We start from the raw sequence: 16,133 nt of genomic DNA, 5'->3' as shown, positions 1-16,133 counted from the left end.
ACCGACACGTCACGTACGTCGGCCGAGACGTCACCTGCGACATCTCGACCGACCCGGCTGACGCCTCGACCGACCGGAGCGACACTTCGACCGACCCAGCTGACGTCTCGACCGACGCAAGCGACGTCTCGGCCGACCAGGCTGACGTCTCGACATGAAGGAAGCACATGAGCATTCTTGATCGATTCACACTGACGAATCACGTGGCCGTCGTGACGGGGGCGGGGCGCGGGATCGGGGCGGCCACCGCGGTGGCGCTGGCCGAGGCCGGGGCGGACGTGGTGATCGCCTCGCGTACCGAGAAGCAGCTCCGGGAGGTCGCCGAGAAGGTCGAGGCGGTGGGTCGGCGGGCGCTGGTGGTGCCGGCGGACCTGGCCGACACGGACGCGACGGCGGGGCTGGCGGCGACGGCGTACGAGGAGTTCGGGCGCCTCGACATCGTGGTCAACAACGTGGGCGGGACGATCCCGAACACGTTCCTCGACACCGATGAGGGCTACCTCGAGGAGGCCTTCCACTTCAACGTGACCACGGCGCACGCACTGACTCGGGCGGCGGTGCCGTACCTGGTGAAGAGCCCGGACGGGCAGCAGTCGGTGGTGTCGATCAGCTCGATGATGGGACGTACGGCGGGGAGGGGCTATCTCGCCTACGGCACCGCGAAGGCGGCCCTGGCGCACTGGACGCGGCTGGCTGCGACCGACCTGGCGCCGCGGATCCGGGTCAACGGCATCTTCGTCGGCTCGGTGCGTACCAGTGCCCTCGAGTTCGTGGCGGGCGACGACACGATGCGCGGCGAGATCGAGTCGAAGACGCCGCTCGGACGCATCGGGGAGGCGGAGGACATCGCCGCCGCGGTGGTCTACCTGACCTCCCGGGCCGGGCAGTTCGTCACCGGGAAGATGCTCGAGGTCGACGGCGGCACCGAGGCGCCGACGCTCGACCTCAACCTCCCCGATGTTGGCGCCTAGACGGTGACGTCCTTGTGCCAGGACTCGGTGACGTAGTCGGTCACCCAGCCCATCGACTTGTAGAGCCCGTCGGCCCCGGTGGGGCTGTCGGCGTCGACCTCGAGCGAGACCCGGTCACGGCCGCGCTCGAGGGCGTCACCGATGACGGCGTAGAGCAGCCCCTTCGCCACCCCGCGGCCGCGGGCGTTGCGGTTGACGCCGATGTACTCGACGTACGTCCCCTCGACCCCGGCCGCGTTGGCGGGCAGCACGGAGGCGACCAGCGTGCCGGCCGGCAGCGTCTCGTCCACGTAGGCCAGCCACCAGTGGTCCCAGCGGTGACCGGGATCCTCTCGGAGGCGCTGTACGAACTCCGGGAAGCTCTCCCGGTAGGAGTTGAAGTGGTCCTGGAAGGACTCCTCCAGGGTCTGGTGGACCGTCTGCAGGTCGGCCGCGACGGGCATGCCGTTCTCGTGGGTCTCGACCGGGCGGATCGTCACCCCTTCGCGGAGCGGGGGCACCTTCTCGTCGGGCAGCACCGGCCGGCTCATGTGCAGCCAGGTGCGCTTGTTGGTGAACTCCGCCGCGGCCAGCCACTCGCGCTGCACGGTGTCGTCGGCGAACGGGCTGGCGTCGAGGTGGGACTCGGTGATGCCGCGCAGCTCGGCCATCGATCGGGCCTGGTCCTCGAGCCAGGCGTAGAGCCCGGCCGCGACCTCGGCGGCCTGGGCGATGGTGCGGTCGACGTAGAGGTAGACGAGCGTGCGGCCGGCGGCGCGGTCGTGGGCGATGGCCCAGGCGCGGATGTCGCCGCCGGGGTCGATCGCGACGAGCTGCTGGCGGGTCCAGGAAGCAGGGCCGGCGATCTCGCCGGTGATGGCGTCGGCATCGACCTTTCCAGAGCCCTCGAACGGCGTCTTGTCGGCCGCCCGCAGCCTCAGCAGTGCGGGCAGATCGTCGAGGTCTGGGACCTTCGCCGTCCATCCGGCAGGGAGTTCCACGGGCGTCTCGCTATGGTCGCTCACCCGTCCATTCTCCCAAAGAGAGTCAGCGGTCGACCCAGCGGTCCGTGCCTGGGACCAGCGACGATGCTCCGGCGGTCAGCTCGGCGAGCAACGATTCCAGTCGGTTCTCGTCCTCCGGAGGAGCCCCGATCCGCAGGGTAACGGCGTTCCCATAGGCAGTGTCGAGGACGGTCACACCGGCGGATCGCAGGTCGGTCTCGAGGCGGCCGGCGGCGTCGTACGGAACCTCGATCCGATACTCCCGGACCAGCTCACGCCGCAGCGTCCCGACCTCGTCGAGCGCGGTGCGGACGGCCTCGGAGTAGGCCCGGACGAGGCCACCAGCGCCGAGCAGGGTTCCGCCGAACCAGCGGGTCACGATGGCGACCGTGTCGGAGACGCCGGCGCCGCGGAGCACCTCGAGCATCGGCGCTCCGGCGGTACCGGCCGGCTCGCCGTCGTCGTTGGACCGCTCAACGGGCTGTGGAGGCGGGCCGATCCTGAAGGCCGAGCAGGTGTGGCGGGCGTCCCAGTGCTGCTTGCGCAGCCGCTCGACCACCGCCCGCGCATCGGCCTCATCCTCCACCCGGACAAGCGTGCACAGGAACCGGGACCGCTTCTCCTCGATCTCGGCGGCGCCGTCGCGCCCGATGGTCAGGTAGTGCACGGTCTCACCAGATCCCCAGCACACTGCCGCCGAGGCGGATGATGAACCCGGCGACCACGACGATGAAGAAGACGCGTACGAACCCTGCGCCCTTCGCCACCGCCGTCCGCGCCCCGAGGTAGCCGCCGATCAGGTTGCAGACACCCATCACCAAGCCGGTCTTCCACAGCACCGCGCCCTGCGGGATGAAGACGACCAGGGCAGCGAGGTTGGTGGCGACGTTGGCCATCTTCGCCTTCGCGCTCGCCTCGAGGAAGGAGTAGCCGAGGAGTCCGACGAGCCCGATCACCAGGAAGCTGCCGGTCCCGGGGCCCAGCGCACCGTCGTAGAAGCCGACCGCGAACCCGACCACCATCGCGCCGATCAGGTGTCGGTGACCGTCGTACCTCAGCTCGGTCGCCTCGCCCAGGGACGGCTTGAAGAGCACCCACGCCCCGACCAGGATCAGCGCGATCAGGACGATGGGCTCGAAGACGGACTCGGGAAGGTACGAGGCCACCCCAGCCCCCAGCGCAGAGCCCGCGAACGCGAGGATCATGAGCGGGATGAAGGTCTTCGGATCCGGGCCCACCCGCCGGTAGTAGGTCGCCGCGCTGATCGAGGTGCCGAAGATCGAGGCCAGCTTGTTGGTCGCCAGGATCTGCACCGGAGCTGCGCCGGGAAGGAAGAGCAGCAGCGCGGGGAGCTGGATCAGCCCGCCTCCGCCGACCACCGCGTCCACGTAGCCGGCGGCCAGGGCCGCGAGGGCGAGAAGGGCAAGTACGTTCAGCGTCTCCTCGGGCACGAGCGCAGATTACGCGGCGGGATGCTCGCCGAGTTAACTCGGTTCAGCCGGCCCACCAGCCGCGGCCACCGAAAGCATCGGGATAGCCGCCGTAGGAGTTAGACGTACGCCGCGCCGTCCGGTCGCCGAGATAGGACCCGACCACGGCCGCGCCGAGGTCGTCCAGCTCGGGCGCGACGACGCGGCCCTCGACGCGACGGGCCATGGAGTCGATGAAGCGGGCCAGGCCGGGATCGTCACCGAGGCGGAAGAAGGTCGTCTGGGCGCCGAGGCGGCGCGAGTTCTCCAGCTCCTCGACGGACCGGGCGATCGTCACCGGGTGGGGCGGGTAGGAGAACCAGACGTCGCCGCCCGCCTCCAGATGGGCGGTGGGCTCGCCGTCGGTCACGATCAGGAGCACCGGCTGGGCGCCGGGGTGCTTGCGGAAGTGCCGGTTGGCGAGCAGCAGCGCGTGGTGCAGGTTGGTGCCCTTGTCCCAGATCGCGTCGAGCGCGGTCAGCTTCTCGATCTCCATCGTCTGGGCATAGCGACCGAACGAGATCAGCTGCAGGTCGTCGTTGCGGAAACGGCTCTTGATCAGCGTGTGCAGGGCCAGCGCGGTGCGCTTCATCGGCACCCAGCGGCCGTCCATCGCCATCGAGAAACTGGTGTCGACCAGGAGCGCGACCGCTGCCTGCGTACGGGCCTCTGTCTCCTGCACCTCGATGTCGTCGACACTCAGCCGCACTCCGGGGCCGCGTCGGCCCTCGCCGACCTCCCGGATGACGGCGTTCGTGATCGTGCGAGGTACGTCCCAGGGCTCGGTGTCGCCGAAGGCCCAGGGCCGCGAGGAGCCGGAGAGGTCGCCCGCCGCTCCGGCGCGCTGCAGGTCGCGTTCGCCCTGCCGTCCGGAGAGCCGCTGCGCGACGTCGCGGAGCAGGGCCTTGCCGAGCTGGCGCATCGCCTTCGGGGTCAGCCGGAGGTCGCCGTCGGAGCCGCGCTCGAGCTGGCCGGAGTCACGCAGTGCCTGCTCGAGCTCCTGCAGGGTGCGCGCGTCGACCGCGGCCTCATCACCCAGCTGACGGGAGAGGGCGTCGAGGTCGATGTCGTCGAGCCGCGAGCCGGCGTAGGACTGCTGGAGCTGCTCGGAGAGCTGGTCGAGCTCGGCGACGTCCTGCAGCACGCCGGTGCCGTCACCGAGGCCCAGGCCCTCGCCGCCGCCGAACTCCTCGGAGCCGTACCAGTCCTCGCCGGGCCGCGCCGCCTGCAGGTTGGCGTCGAGCTGTGCCATCTGCTCCATCAGCGCGGGCGATCCGAAGGCCTGCTGGGAGAGTTCCATCAGCTCGCGCCGCTGCTCGGCCGACATCGAGTTGAGCATCCGCTGCGCTGCCGCCGAACGCTGCGCGAGAGTGTCGAGCAGCTCGTCGATGTTCTGCGGGTTCTCGGGGAAGTACTGGCCGTGCTTGGCCATGAACTCGTCGAAGTCGTCGGGGGTGTCCTCCCCTCGGTTGTGCTTGTCGAGCAGCGTGTTGAGATCGCGCAGCATCTCCGCGATCGCCTCGCGGTCCTCGTCCGTGGCCCCTTCGAGCGCCTGCTTCATCCCGGCGAACCGCTGGTCGAGGAGCTCGCGGCCGAGCAGGTCCTTGATCTCCTCGTAGGCCACGCGGGCCTCGCGTGAGGTCCAGTCGTAGGAGGCGAGCTCGCTGACCGCGGCGGCGGTGTTCGGCGAGAGGTTGTCGATCTGCATCTCCCGGAACGCGCGGTCGCCGTCGTCCATGGTGACGTCGCGGGCCAGCTGCTTGCGCTCCTCCAGCACCGCCTTGTCCAGCAGCTCGCGCACCTGCTCGAGCGTGCCGTCGAGGTTGTGCCGCTGCAGCAGCTCACGGCGCCTCTCCGCGACCTGCCGGGCGATGTCGTCGAGCCCGCGCTGGTCCTGTCCCCCGCGCCGCAGGAACTCCCGCATCGCCCGCTCGGGCGAGTAACCCGACATCACGTCCTCGCCGATCGCGTCCAGCGCCTCGGCGATGTCGACCGGTGGCGCGAGCGGGTCACCCCCGGCGTACTTCTTGTAGCGGCTCATGGTCGGTGCTCCTTCACGCATGTAACACGCTGTTCGTAGGTCTATCCGGTCGTTCTGATAGGGCGAGTGGTCCTACGAACGACGTGTTACCCCCTGCCGATGCCTTCCGGCTCAGCCATAGATCGTTTCCCCGTCGGCTGTGTCTTTGCCGATCTTTCTCGCTAGGAACAGGCCCTCGAGGGCCAGCTCGATGGCGCTGGCGAGCTGGCCGTCGTTCTTGGGGCCGCCGGTGGACTCGTAGACGCGGTCGCCGATCTGGTCGTAGAGGTCGGACTCGCCCAGGACGGGGAGGCCGGCCAGGAAGTCGGCGGCAGCGACCTTGGTGCCGGTGGTGACCATGCGGCCGTCCTCGATGGCGTCGATGAGCAGCGCGAAGTCGAGACCGCGGAAGGACTTGCGGACGGTCTCGGCGATGGCCGTACGCAGCAGGTGGGTGAGGATCTCGGACTCGCGGCCCTCCTCACCGGACTCGAACTCGATCTTGCCGGAGAGCACCTCGACGGCCGTCTCCAGGTCGACGATGCGGGCGACCGCGTCGGCCTCACCCTGGACGGTGGCGCGGTGCAGGGCCGCGGCGGCGACGGTCTCGGCGCCCGCGATCGAGAAGCGGGCGGAGACCCCGGAGCGTTGGTCGACCGCGGAGGAGCTGCGCAGGTGACGGGTGAAGACGGCGAGGATCTCGAGGAGGTGGTCGGGTACGTCGGCGACCAGGGCGGCCTCCTGCCGGATGACCGCCATCTCCGCGGCGAGCTCGCGCGGGTAGTGGGTGCGGATCTCGGCGCCGAAACGGTCCTTCAGCGGCGTGATGATCCGGCCGCGGTTGGTGTAGTCCTCCGGGTTCGCGGAGGCGACCACGAGCAGGTCGAGCGGCAGCCGCAGCACGTAGCCGCGGATCTGGATGTCGCGCTCCTCCATCACGTTGAGCATCGCGACCTGGATCCGCTCGGCGAGGTCGGGCAGCTCGTTGATCGCGACGATGCCGCGGTGGGAGCGCGGGATCAGGCCGAAGTGGATCGTCTCCGGGTCGCCCAGCGAGCGCCCTTCGGCGACCTTCATCGGGTCGACGTCGCCGATCAGGTCGGCCACAGAGGTGTCCGGGGTGGCCAGCTTCTCCGAGTAGCGCTCGGAGCGGTGCTTCCACGCGACCGGCAGCGCCTCACCGGCGGTCGCTGCCAACCGCTGGGACCCGACGCTGACGGGCTCGTAGGGGTGCTCGCCGAGCTCGGATCCCTCGATGACCGGGGTCCACTCGTCGAGCATCCCCACCAACGTACGCAGCAGCCTGGTCTTTCCCTGACCGCGCTCGCCCAGCAGGACGACGTCGTGCCCGGCGATCAGGGCACGTTCGAGCTGCGGGATGACGGTGTCCTCCAAGCCGTGCAGCCCGGGCCAGGGGTCCTCTCCGGCTGCCAGCTTCGCCAGCAGGTTGTCGCGGATCTCCTCGCGGAGCGACTTGAACACATGGCCACTCGCGCGAAGCTGGCCGAGGGTGCTGATCGTGGGTGCGGCAGTCACGGACGCAACGCTACGCCGCCGCCCAACCCCTGGGCGGCCTCGGCGTCGACGTCCCGATCCGCGGATGCGGAGGACCCGACGCTGGCGAGGAGCTCGTCGACCCGCTCCCGGGTCAGCGCGGTGCGGTCGAGCTCCCCCACCTCGTCCAGGATCGCTACGACCTCGTTGAGCGTCGCCCGGGCCTGCGCGACACGCTCGGTCTCGCGCTCGATCACGGCCCGGCGTACGAGGACGTTGGCCTCACCCCACCGGTTGCGCTCCTCGAGGCGGTGGGCCAGCTCCAGCCGCAGATGGCTCTCGGCCTCGGGGTAGCGCCGCAGGCCGATCAGGGCATCGACCAGGGTCATCCGCGGCGAGGCGGAGGAGTCGACGTCGACCGACGCGTAGCCGATCTCCTCCTCGACCAGTCGCACGGCGTCCTCGTAGCGCTCCATCCGGACGTAGACCTCGGCCAACCCGATCAGGCTGGCGCGGGCACGGTCGTCCATCCCGGCCGCATCCGCGACGGCGTACGCCTCCTCGAGGACCGCGACGGCCTCGTCGAGGGAGCCGGTCATGCTGAGCGCCTGGCCGCAGTTGGACAGCGCCATCTCCAGGCCGGCCGCGGTCCCGGCCTCACGGAACACCTCGGCAGCACCGCGGAACTCCGAGATCGCGCCCGCCAGGTCGCCGACCCGCGCCCGACTGATCCCGAACTGGTTGCGGATGTAGGCCGCGTCGACGTGCTGACCGGCACGAAGGGCAGCGTCGAGGCCGAGCTCCTGGAGGGGGACGGTCTCGGCGGGTGGGTGCCGCATCGAGAGGCTGAACATCTTGTTGACCAACTGGTAGGCGGGACCCAGCAGCCCCGCGCGAACGGCGAGACGTACGGCACTGCCCATGGTCAGCCACTCCCGGTCGCCCCAGGCGCGGGCCTGCGGCGAGGTGGCGAAGCTCAGCGGCGTCACCCCGTCGACCACGGGGTCGAGGCTCATCAGCCGGAACGACCGGCCGTCGGCCTCGGACGCGGCGACCAGGGAGTGGGTGTACCAGCTCACCAGCCGCAGCAGCGCCTCGCCGGACTCCTTCTCGGAGCCCATCTCCAGGGCGTAGTCGCGGATCAGGTCGTGGAGCACGAAGCGTCCGGGGCGGTGCTCGCGGACGAGGTTGGCGTCGACCAGCTTGTCGACCAGGCGCCGGGAGGCAGCGATGTCGACGGCGAAGAGCGCCGCCATCGCGGGCATCCCGATCTCATGACCCGGGCGGAGGCCGAGGAGGCGGAAGGCACGCCGCGACTCCTCGTCGAGGGAGTCGTAGGACCAGGAGAAGACCGCACGCAGGTCGGAGATGGGGTCGAGCGGTGCCTCCAGCGCTGCCAGCCGGCTGGTCTCGCCGTCGAGCTCGGCGACCAGGTCGGTCAGCGGGAGGTCGGGGTAGCGGCTGCAGCGCTCGGCCGCGACGGCGAGTGCCAGCGGGAGATGTCCACACCTGTCCGCCAGGGCGCGGATGTCCGCCTCGTCGGCCGTCCGGTCGATGAGGCGCTGCCTCAGGAAGGCCGCAGACTCCGCCGGTGCGAGCGTGTCCAGCGCGAGCCGGCGGGCACCCTCCCTGGTCGCCAGGCCACGCAGCTGGCTCCGGCTGGTCACCAGCACCAGCGAGTCACCACCTGGCAGCAGGGGTCGCACCTGGGTGGAGTCGCGAGCGTTGTCGAGCACCAGGAGCATGCGCCGCTGCGCGAGGGTCGTACGCAGCAGGGCCGATGCCGCGTCCACCTCGGTCGGCACCGAGGCGGCGTCGACGCCGAGCCCGATCAGCAGGGTCGTGAGTGCCTGGGCGTGCGAGAGCGGCTCGCCCGGCCCGAATCCGCGCAGGTCGATGAAGAGCTGACCGTCGGGGAAGTGCTCGGTCCGGGCGCGAGCCCAGTGCACCGCGAACGCGGTCTTGCCCACCGCCCCGATGCCGTGCACGGCGACCACGCTCGGCCAGCCGGCGTCGTGGGAGATGGTCACCGCGTCGAGCAGCCGGAGCTCGGCCTCACGCCCGGAGAAGCTGGGGATGTCGGCCGGGAGCTGTCTCGGGACCATGTCCTCCTCCGAGACGCGCTGCGCGGGCACGGTCGCCTGGCCATGGGAGGCCTCGATCTCCGGGGCCGGCGAGGAGCCGGTCAGCAGCCTGGTGAAGGTGGAACGCAGCTCCGCGCCGGGGTCGGCGCCGAGCTCGTCGGCCAGCCGCGCCCGGACCTCCTCATAGGCCTCCAACGCCTCGGCCGTACGCCCCGCCGCGTCCAGCGCGTCCAGGAGCACCACCCACAGAGACTCCCGAAGCGGATGGTCGCCCACGACCCGACGCACGTCGGCGACCGCCTTCGCGGCCCGGCCGGCGGCGATGTCGAGCTCGGCGCGATGCTCCAGCGCGGCCAGGTAGCGGTCTACCAGCCACGGCCGGGTGCGCTCGGCCAGCGAGTCCCCGGATGGCTCGTCGAACGGCTCGGCGCGCCACAGCGCGATCGCCTCCTCGAGCCGGTCGTAGGCCTCCGGACCCTCGGCCGTGTCGAGCAGGTCGATGAAGGCGAGCGCGTCCACCGAGGAGCGCGGCAGGTCGAGGATGTAGCCGCCGGCGGCGCGGCGTACGACCTCCTTGCCGAGCACGCGACGCAGCCGCCCGATGTAGGTGTGCAGGCTGCCGCGCGGGTTGTCGGGGAGCTCCTCGCCCCAGATCCGGTCGGCGAGCAGGTCGGCGGAGACCGGGGTGCCGGCCTCCAGGGCCAGCAACGACAGCAACGTGCGCGGGCGTCGCCCCGGGACCTCCACGGGCTCGCCTGCGCGCGTGACGATCAGGGGGCCCAGCAGACAGATGTTCACATCCGTCACCGATGCACCCCCGCCGTCCCGAGCCGCTTGCGCCTGAGAGCCACCCCCACACAATAGACGGGGCGCTCCGGGCCTACGACGAGAATGAGCCCATTCCGGTACACAATGGGGCGCATGTCTCCCCTCGGCCGCACCGCCACCGGATCGCCCCTGACCGAGGAGTGCCCGTGCGGCAGCGGGCGGCGCTATGCGATGTGCTGCCACCGGCTACACCGCGGCGGTGCCCTGGCCGAGACTCCGGAGGAGCTGATGCGCAGCCGCTACGCGGCGTACGCCCTCGGGGACTGGGACTACATCTTCCGCACCTGGCATCCGGGGACCCGCCCCGACGACCTGGGCGTGGCCGCACCCGACTCACGGCTGACGTGGACGGGGCTGGAGATAGAGGGCTCCGGGCTCGATGACGACACCCACGGCTGGGTGGCGTTCCGGGCGTCCTACAAGGCACCGTCGGGCGACGGGGTGCTCGCCGAGCACAGCCGGTTCGAGGTGCGTGCCGGACGGTGGCTCTACGTCGACGGCGAGATCGCGAGTCAGTGACCAAACGCAAGCATTCGCGTGAGTTTGAGGCAGACAGTGGAGAAACTGTTGCCGATATGTGGACGCGACCGGGTCCAGCACGACAGACTCTGACAAGTGACCACTGACGCGACCGAGGACCTGACCGGTCTGGAGCCATCGGCGCGCTCGCTCTTGGACGCGGTCATCGCGATGTCGAGCGAGCTCGACCTGAGCGCCATGCTGGAGAGGATCACCCGCTCCGCCTGCGAGCTGACCGGGGCGAGCTACGGCGCCCTCGGCGTTCTCAGCCCCGACGGCGACCTGCAGGACCTGATCACCTACGGCCACCAGCAGGAGCCGACGCTGCAGGTCGTCGGCAAGAGCCGGGGCCGCCGGGCGCGGCTCGACGTCGAGGACGACGGCGAGCCGGCATCGACGACCCGGCCCAGGGGAATCACCGCTCCCGAGCCTCTCCTGCTGGTCACACCCCGCACCCCTGACGGCGGCGGCAACCACGCGCTGCGTACGGGCGACCCCGGCAAGCGCAAGTTCATCGAGGTGCCGCTGCGCATCGACAACCGCGACTTCGGCCACCTGCTCCTGTCCGAGAAGGTCGGCGGTGCCGAGTTCACCAGCCACGACGAGCAGCTCGTCGTCGCCCTCGCTCGCGCCGCCGGCGCCCAGATCGACAAGGTGCGCGAGCTCGAGCTCAGCGAGCAGCGCCGCAGGTGGCTCGAGGCGAGCGCCGAGCTCAGCCGCGCCCTGACCCCGCCCCTGGACCACCTGGTCGCCCTCGAGCGGATGTGCGAGACCGCGCTGCCGCTGATGCGCGCGATCGGAGTCGGTGCCGGCACCCGCATCGAGCACGGTCTCGTCTCCGGTGTCGCTTCCGCGCCCGGTCACGAGGAACAAGTCCAGGCGGTCACCGAGAAGGTCCCGCTCCTGATCGACCGTCGCATCGTCGAGCCGCTCGACCTCGAGGTCGACGGCCTCTACGTCGTGGTCGCTCCGGTGCGCTCCTCGCTCGCCGGCCGCGGCGCGCTGCTGGCGATCTACGACAACGTCGGCGCCGCCCACGACGAACACGAGCGCGAGCTCTTCTTCGGCTTCGCCGGTCAGGCGGCCCTCGCCCTGGACCGCCTCCGCGCGGTCGAGGACAGGGCCGACCTCGCCGTCATCACCGACCGTGACCGGATCGCCCGCGACCTGCACGACGTGGTCATCCAGCGTCTCTTCGCGATCGGGCTCCAGCTCGAGACCCTGGGCCGCAACCCGCAGCGGGTCGAGGACCTGCCCAAGCGGCTCTCGGAGCAGGTCGACGCCTTGGACCAGACCATCAAGGACGTACGCGGCTCCATCTTCGACCTCAGCAACCACGACGCCTCCTCGCTGCGCGCGCAGGTGCGCGAGGTCGTCCGGGAGTACGCGGGCGTCATGGACTTCACCCCGGAGATCAAGATCACCGGGCCGGTCGACACCGCGGTGCCCGACTCGGTCCGTAACCACCTGCTGCCGGTGCTGCGCGAGGCGGTCTCCAACCTCGCCCGGCACGCCCAGGCCCACAGCGCCCAGATCGAGCTGACCCTTCAGGACGACGAGATCAAGCTGGTCGTACGCGACGACGGCGGCGGCGTCCCCGACGAGGCCGAGGAGAGCGGGCTGAAGAACGCCCGCTGTCGCGCGGTCCAGCTCGGTGGCCAGCTCGAGATCGGCCCGCGCTCACCCAGCGGCACCGAGCTCGTCTGGCAGGTGCCGTTGGGCGCTGGGGTCTGATTCCTACTGACCCCGGCGGGGGTGGAGCAGCTCCTTGGCCATCAGCGCGGCCTGGGTGCGTCGCTGCACACCGAGCTTGGCCAGGATGCTGGAGACGTAGTTCTTGACCGTCTTCTCGGCCAGGAACATCCGCCCCGCGATCTCGCGGTTGGTCAGACCCTCGCCGATGAGCGCGAGCAGGCGCTTCTCCTGTGGCGTGAGCGCCTGCATCTGCGGCGACTCGCCATCGGGGTTGCGCATCTTCTCCATGACCTTCGCGGTCATCAGCGGGTCGAGCAGCGAGCCGCCACCGGAGACGGTGCGGATCGCCTCGACCAGGTCGTTGCCGCGGATGTCCTTGAGGACGTACCCCTTGGCCCCGGCCATGATCGCCGAGAAGAGCGCCTCGTCGTCGTCATAGGAGGTCAGGATGAGCGCGAGCATCTCCGGGTAGGCCGCACGGACCTCACGGCACACCTCGATCCCCGAGCCGTCGGGCAGGCGGGCGTCGAGCACGCACACGTCCGGCTGGAGACGGTCGATGTCCTCGCGTGCCTGGGCGGTGGTGCCGCCCTGGCCGACGACGGCGATGTCGTCATGACTGTCGAGCAGTGTCGTCAACCCTTGGCGCACGACCTCGTGGTCGTCGAGCAGGTAGACCCGGATCGTCCTTGTCTCGGTCAACACCGTCTCACTTCCCCCATTCGTTGAAGGGAGACCACGGTATCGGTCAGCCCCAGTCCGGTCGATGTGTGAGTCATCCACAATACGGTTTTCGTGCCGCCATGCGGACCAGGCTCTGCGCCAGCTGTCGAGCCATCCTCCCGCGCCAGCACCTCACGCGCCAGCGACGCGGCGGTCGCGGTGTCCAGATGAGCCAAAGGTTCATCCAGAACTAGGACCTTGTGCCCTGCCAGCAGCGACCTCGCCACCGCCAGCCTGGCCCGCTCGCCCCCGGAGACCTCGGCGGCACCGTCGCCGAGCCTGGTCTGCATCCCTGCAGGGAGGGCATCGAGCCAGTCGCCGAGGTGGGCGCGCCGGATCGCCTGCTCGACCTCCTCGTCCGTGGCTCCGGGCCGGGCCAGGCGGACGTTCTCGACGAGGCTGGAGGCGAAGACGTGCGGGTCGTCGTCGACGAGACCCACGATCTTCCGTACGTCCTGCGGGTCCATGTCGCCGGTCGACCTTCCGCCCAGGGTGATCGTGCCGGTGTCGGGGTCGAGGAAGCGCAGCAGCAGCGCGGCCAGGGTGCTCTTGCCGGAGCCGGACGGGCCGACGATGCCGATCCGCGCGCCCGGCTCGACGTGCAGGTCGGGGATCTCGACACTCTGGCCGACGCTCTGGCCGATCGTCTGGCCGCCGGGGTGGGCGGTGACGCCGGTGATCGTGATCGTGGTGTCGTCGCTGGGCGGCTCGGGGTGCTCCGGGGTTTCGACCGCCGGGGAACGGCTGGTGAGGTCGTCGAGACGGCGCTGCGCGGCACGGGTGCGGGCCCTGGCGGCGCCGGCGTCGGCGAGCGTCGCTGCGGGCTCGGCCAGCGCCAGCGGGACCAGGGTGAGCAGAGCGAGCATCGGACCGTCGCCAACGGTGGCGTAGGCGGCGGTCGCGGCGACCGCCGCGCCGGCGGTGACCAGCACGATGGCCTTGGCCAGCGAGGAGGCCGAAGCCGCTGTCGTGGTCGCCCTGGTGGCTGCGCCGGCCAGGTCGTCGAGGGTCTGCAGCACCGGCTCGCCGGCCTGCCACATCCTGCGCTCGGTCGCCGTCTGGGTCGCCTCGACCACCTGCTCGGACACCCTCGCCCGCACCGTGACCGAGATGTTCTCGGCGCGTGCTGCACCTGCGTACGCGATCCCGAAGGCGGCTCCCGCCGCCAGCACCGTGACCATGGTGAAGGCCCCGGCGATCGGGTCGATGAGCGCGGTCGCCAGGACCGCGAGGCCCGCCACGACGGCGTACTCCCGGATCGGCAGCCGCACCCGCAGCTCCTCGTCGAGCACGGCGTCGACGTCGTCGACGACGCTGGCCAGCACGTCTCCCCGGCGGCCGGGGAGGGCACCGGGCACCAACGGCACCAGCGCGTCGTAGATCTCCACCCGCCGCTTGGCCAGCAGCCGCAGCGCACTGTCGTGCGACCACAACCGCTCCAGGTAGCGCAGCACCGGCCGCGCGATCCCGAACGTACGCACCCCCACCATCGCGGCCACCAGCGTCAGGATCACCGGGTGGTAGGAGGCCTTGATGATCAGCCACCCCGCCAGCGCTGTCAGCGCCACACCCGACGCCCAGCTCAGCCCACCGACCACCGCCGACCCCCACAGCGCCACCCGCACCGAGCCGTCAGGTACGTCGGCCGAGGCGTCAGCGGTCGCCGTCTCGACCGACGGGAGCGACGTCTCGGCCGACGCGGGCGACGCCTCGGCGGGCGGGGTTCCGGCGGAGAGGGTGATGACCTGGTCGGCGATGTCGATGAGCGCCTCGCGGTGGGCGACGAGGACGACGGCGCGGTCGCGAGCGAGGTCGGTGACGGTTTCGGCGATGATCCGTTCGGTGTCGGGGTCGAGGTGGGCGGTCGGCTCGTCGAGGAGGACCCAGGAACGATCGGAGAGTACGACGCGGGCCAGCGCCAGCCGGGCTCGCTCGCCCGCCGAGAGGGAGCGGCCGTCCTCGGCCAGGTCGGCGCCGAGACCGCCGGGGAGGTCGGCGATCCGGTCGGCGAGGGCGACCCGCTTGAGTACGCGCCACAGGTCGCTCTCGGTCGCCTCCGGCGACCCCAGCCGCAGGTTGTCGGCGATCGTCCCGCTGACGAACACCGGACGCTGCGGCAGGTAGGCGAACCGTCGTCGCCACTCGTCACCCGCGGCCGGCGTCTGTCCGTCGAGCTCGACCGTGCCGGCGTACGTCTCATGGAGGCCCGCCATCGTCGCCAGCAGCGTGGACTTCCCGCAACCGCTCGGCCCTACGATCGCGGTGATCCCCCGGCCAGGGACCGTCGCGGAGACCGGCGCCAGCGCCGGCCGCTCGCGGCCCGGATAGGTCAGCCCCACTTCCCCGAGAGACATGCCGAGGCGTCGCTCTCGTCGGTCGAGATGGCAGTCGGTGACGTCTCGGCCGACGCGGGTGACGTCTCGCGAGGAGAAGTCCGCGGTGGCCTCGAGAGTCGCAGTGCCCTCGGCGGCCGCGTGGAACTCGGTGCCGACGCGGCGCAGCGGCCAGTAGGCCTCGGGGGCGAGCAGCAGGACCACGAGAGCCGTCTGCAGGTCGACCGAGCCGGCGGCGAGCCGGACCCCGATGATCACCGCCACCAGGGCGACCGAGATGGTCGCGACGAGCTCGAGCACGGCCGAGGAGGCGAACGCGATCTTCAGGGTCTCGAGGGTGCGGCGGCGGTAGCGGTCGGTGATCGTGGCGATGACGCGCGACTGGGCCGTGGCGCGACCGAAGGCGACCAGCGTGGGCAGGCCCTTCATCACGTCGAGGAAGTGACCGGCCAGGGCCGACATCGCCCGCCACTGGCTGGCCGCCTGATCACGCGTGGCCAGCCCGACCAGCACCCCGAAGATCGGGATCAGCGGCAGCGTGAGCCCCACGATGAGACCGCTGAGCGGGTCGGTCCAGACGATCACCGCGAGCACCATGACGGGCAGTACGCACGCCAGCACCAGCGCCGGCACATAGCGCGTCAGATACGGCTCGGCGGCCGAGACCCCGCGTGTGGCCAACGCCGAGAGCGAGCCCGAGCTCTCCGACCGGCCCCGCAGGATCGCCCCGACCACCCGGCGCCGCAGGTCCGCCCCGACGACACCGGCGGCCCGGGCACCGGCCACGTCGGAGACCACTCCGAAGACGGCGCGTCCGGCGAAGACGGCCACGACCGCCAGGGCCCAGCCGCTCACCGACCCCGTGTCGCGGATCGCGGAGATGAGCAGCCCGGTGACGGCGTACGTCTGGGCGATCAGCAGCACCGCCCCCAGCACCCCGGCCGCCACCACGACGGCCAGCGGCCGCCGGGCTACCGACAGCTGGGCACGCAGTCGCGGGTCGTTCGGGCGCAT

The 16,133-nt window shown here is 71.0% G+C and carries 11 protein-coding genes; 3 read left to right on the top strand and 8 right to left on the bottom strand.

All coding sequences use genetic code 11. The annotated features are described in order from the left end of the window. Positions 1–167 precede the first annotated feature (167 nt). The gene (locus tag OG801_RS21035; protein WP_406031099.1) at positions 168–971 is read left to right on the top strand and encodes an SDR family oxidoreductase; all 804 of its coding nucleotides are present in this window, start codon (positions 168–170) and stop codon (positions 969–971) included. Here the strand turns inward: OG801_RS21035 and OG801_RS21030 are convergent. The 6 genes from OG801_RS21030 to OG801_RS21005 all read right to left on the bottom strand — a co-directional run bounded on the left by OG801_RS21030 (position 968) and on the right by OG801_RS21005 (position 9,828). Beyond that, the gene (locus OG801_RS21030) at positions 968–1,951 is read right to left on the bottom strand and encodes a GNAT family N-acetyltransferase (RefSeq protein WP_355018281.1); all 984 of its coding nucleotides are present in this window, start codon (positions 1,949–1,951) and stop codon (positions 968–970) included. The two genes, OG801_RS21035 and OG801_RS21030, sit on opposite strands and share 4 nt — an antisense overlap. A 46-nt stretch (positions 1,952–1,997) precedes the next feature. After that, positions 1,998–2,621, bottom strand: a complete 624-nt coding sequence (locus tag OG801_RS21025; protein ID WP_406031097.1) for a YigZ family protein — start codon at positions 2,619–2,621, stop codon at positions 1,998–2,000. A gap of 4 nt (positions 2,622–2,625) precedes the next feature. Continuing rightward, the gene (locus OG801_RS21020) at positions 2,626–3,405 is read right to left on the bottom strand and encodes a TSUP family transporter (protein ID WP_406031095.1); all 780 of its coding nucleotides are present in this window, start codon (positions 3,403–3,405) and stop codon (positions 2,626–2,628) included. Positions 3,406–3,448: 43 nt separating this feature from the next. Then, positions 3,449–5,464, bottom strand: coding sequence for a hypothetical protein (locus tag OG801_RS21015; RefSeq protein WP_406031093.1), 2,016 nt, complete (start codon positions 5,462–5,464; stop codon positions 3,449–3,451). A gap of 111 nt (positions 5,465–5,575) precedes the next feature. Continuing rightward, positions 5,576–6,979, bottom strand: a complete 1,404-nt coding sequence (locus tag OG801_RS21010; protein ID WP_355018285.1) for a magnesium chelatase — start codon at positions 6,977–6,979, stop codon at positions 5,576–5,578. After that, a complete protein-coding gene (locus OG801_RS21005) occupies positions 6,976–9,828 on the bottom strand; it encodes a BTAD domain-containing putative transcriptional regulator (protein WP_406031091.1) in 2,853 nt (950 codons plus the stop codon). The genes OG801_RS21010 and OG801_RS21005 overlap by 4 nt, the downstream gene beginning before the upstream one ends. Positions 9,829–9,942: 114 nt before the next feature. Here OG801_RS21005 and OG801_RS21000 point away from each other — a divergent pair, with 114 nt between their 5' ends. Together OG801_RS21000 and OG801_RS20995 are read left to right on the top strand one after the other, a co-directional pair. Continuing rightward, positions 9,943–10,368 carry a YchJ family protein gene (locus OG801_RS21000; RefSeq protein ID WP_406031089.1) on the top strand — a complete coding sequence of 142 codons (426 nt, stop codon included), beginning with the start codon at positions 9,943–9,945 and terminating at the stop codon, positions 10,366–10,368. Positions 10,369–10,464: 96 nt separating this feature from the next. Then, positions 10,465–12,102: a GAF domain-containing sensor histidine kinase gene (locus OG801_RS20995; RefSeq protein ID WP_406031087.1), complete on the top strand. Its 1,638-nt coding sequence runs from the start codon at positions 10,465–10,467 to the stop codon at positions 12,100–12,102. A gap of 3 nt (positions 12,103–12,105) precedes the next feature. Here OG801_RS20995 and OG801_RS20990 read toward each other — a convergent pair whose 3' ends face one another. Next, entirely contained in the window at positions 12,106–12,768 is a 663-nt protein-coding gene (locus OG801_RS20990; RefSeq protein WP_350662111.1) for a response regulator transcription factor, read from the bottom strand. Then, the gene (gene cydD / locus OG801_RS20985; RefSeq protein WP_406031086.1) at positions 12,762–16,133 is read right to left on the bottom strand and encodes a thiol reductant ABC exporter subunit CydD; all 3,372 of its coding nucleotides are present in this window, start codon (positions 16,131–16,133) and stop codon (positions 12,762–12,764) included. The genes OG801_RS20990 and cydD overlap by 7 nt, the downstream gene beginning before the upstream one ends.

This window comes from Nocardioides sp. NBC_00163 (assembly GCF_045206295.1).
In the GTDB taxonomy this organism is placed as follows: Bacteria; Actinomycetota; Actinomycetes; order Propionibacteriales; family Nocardioidaceae; genus Nocardioides.
Note: the sequence above shows the minus strand (reverse complement) of the source record. Positions and strands in the feature narration are given on the sequence as shown.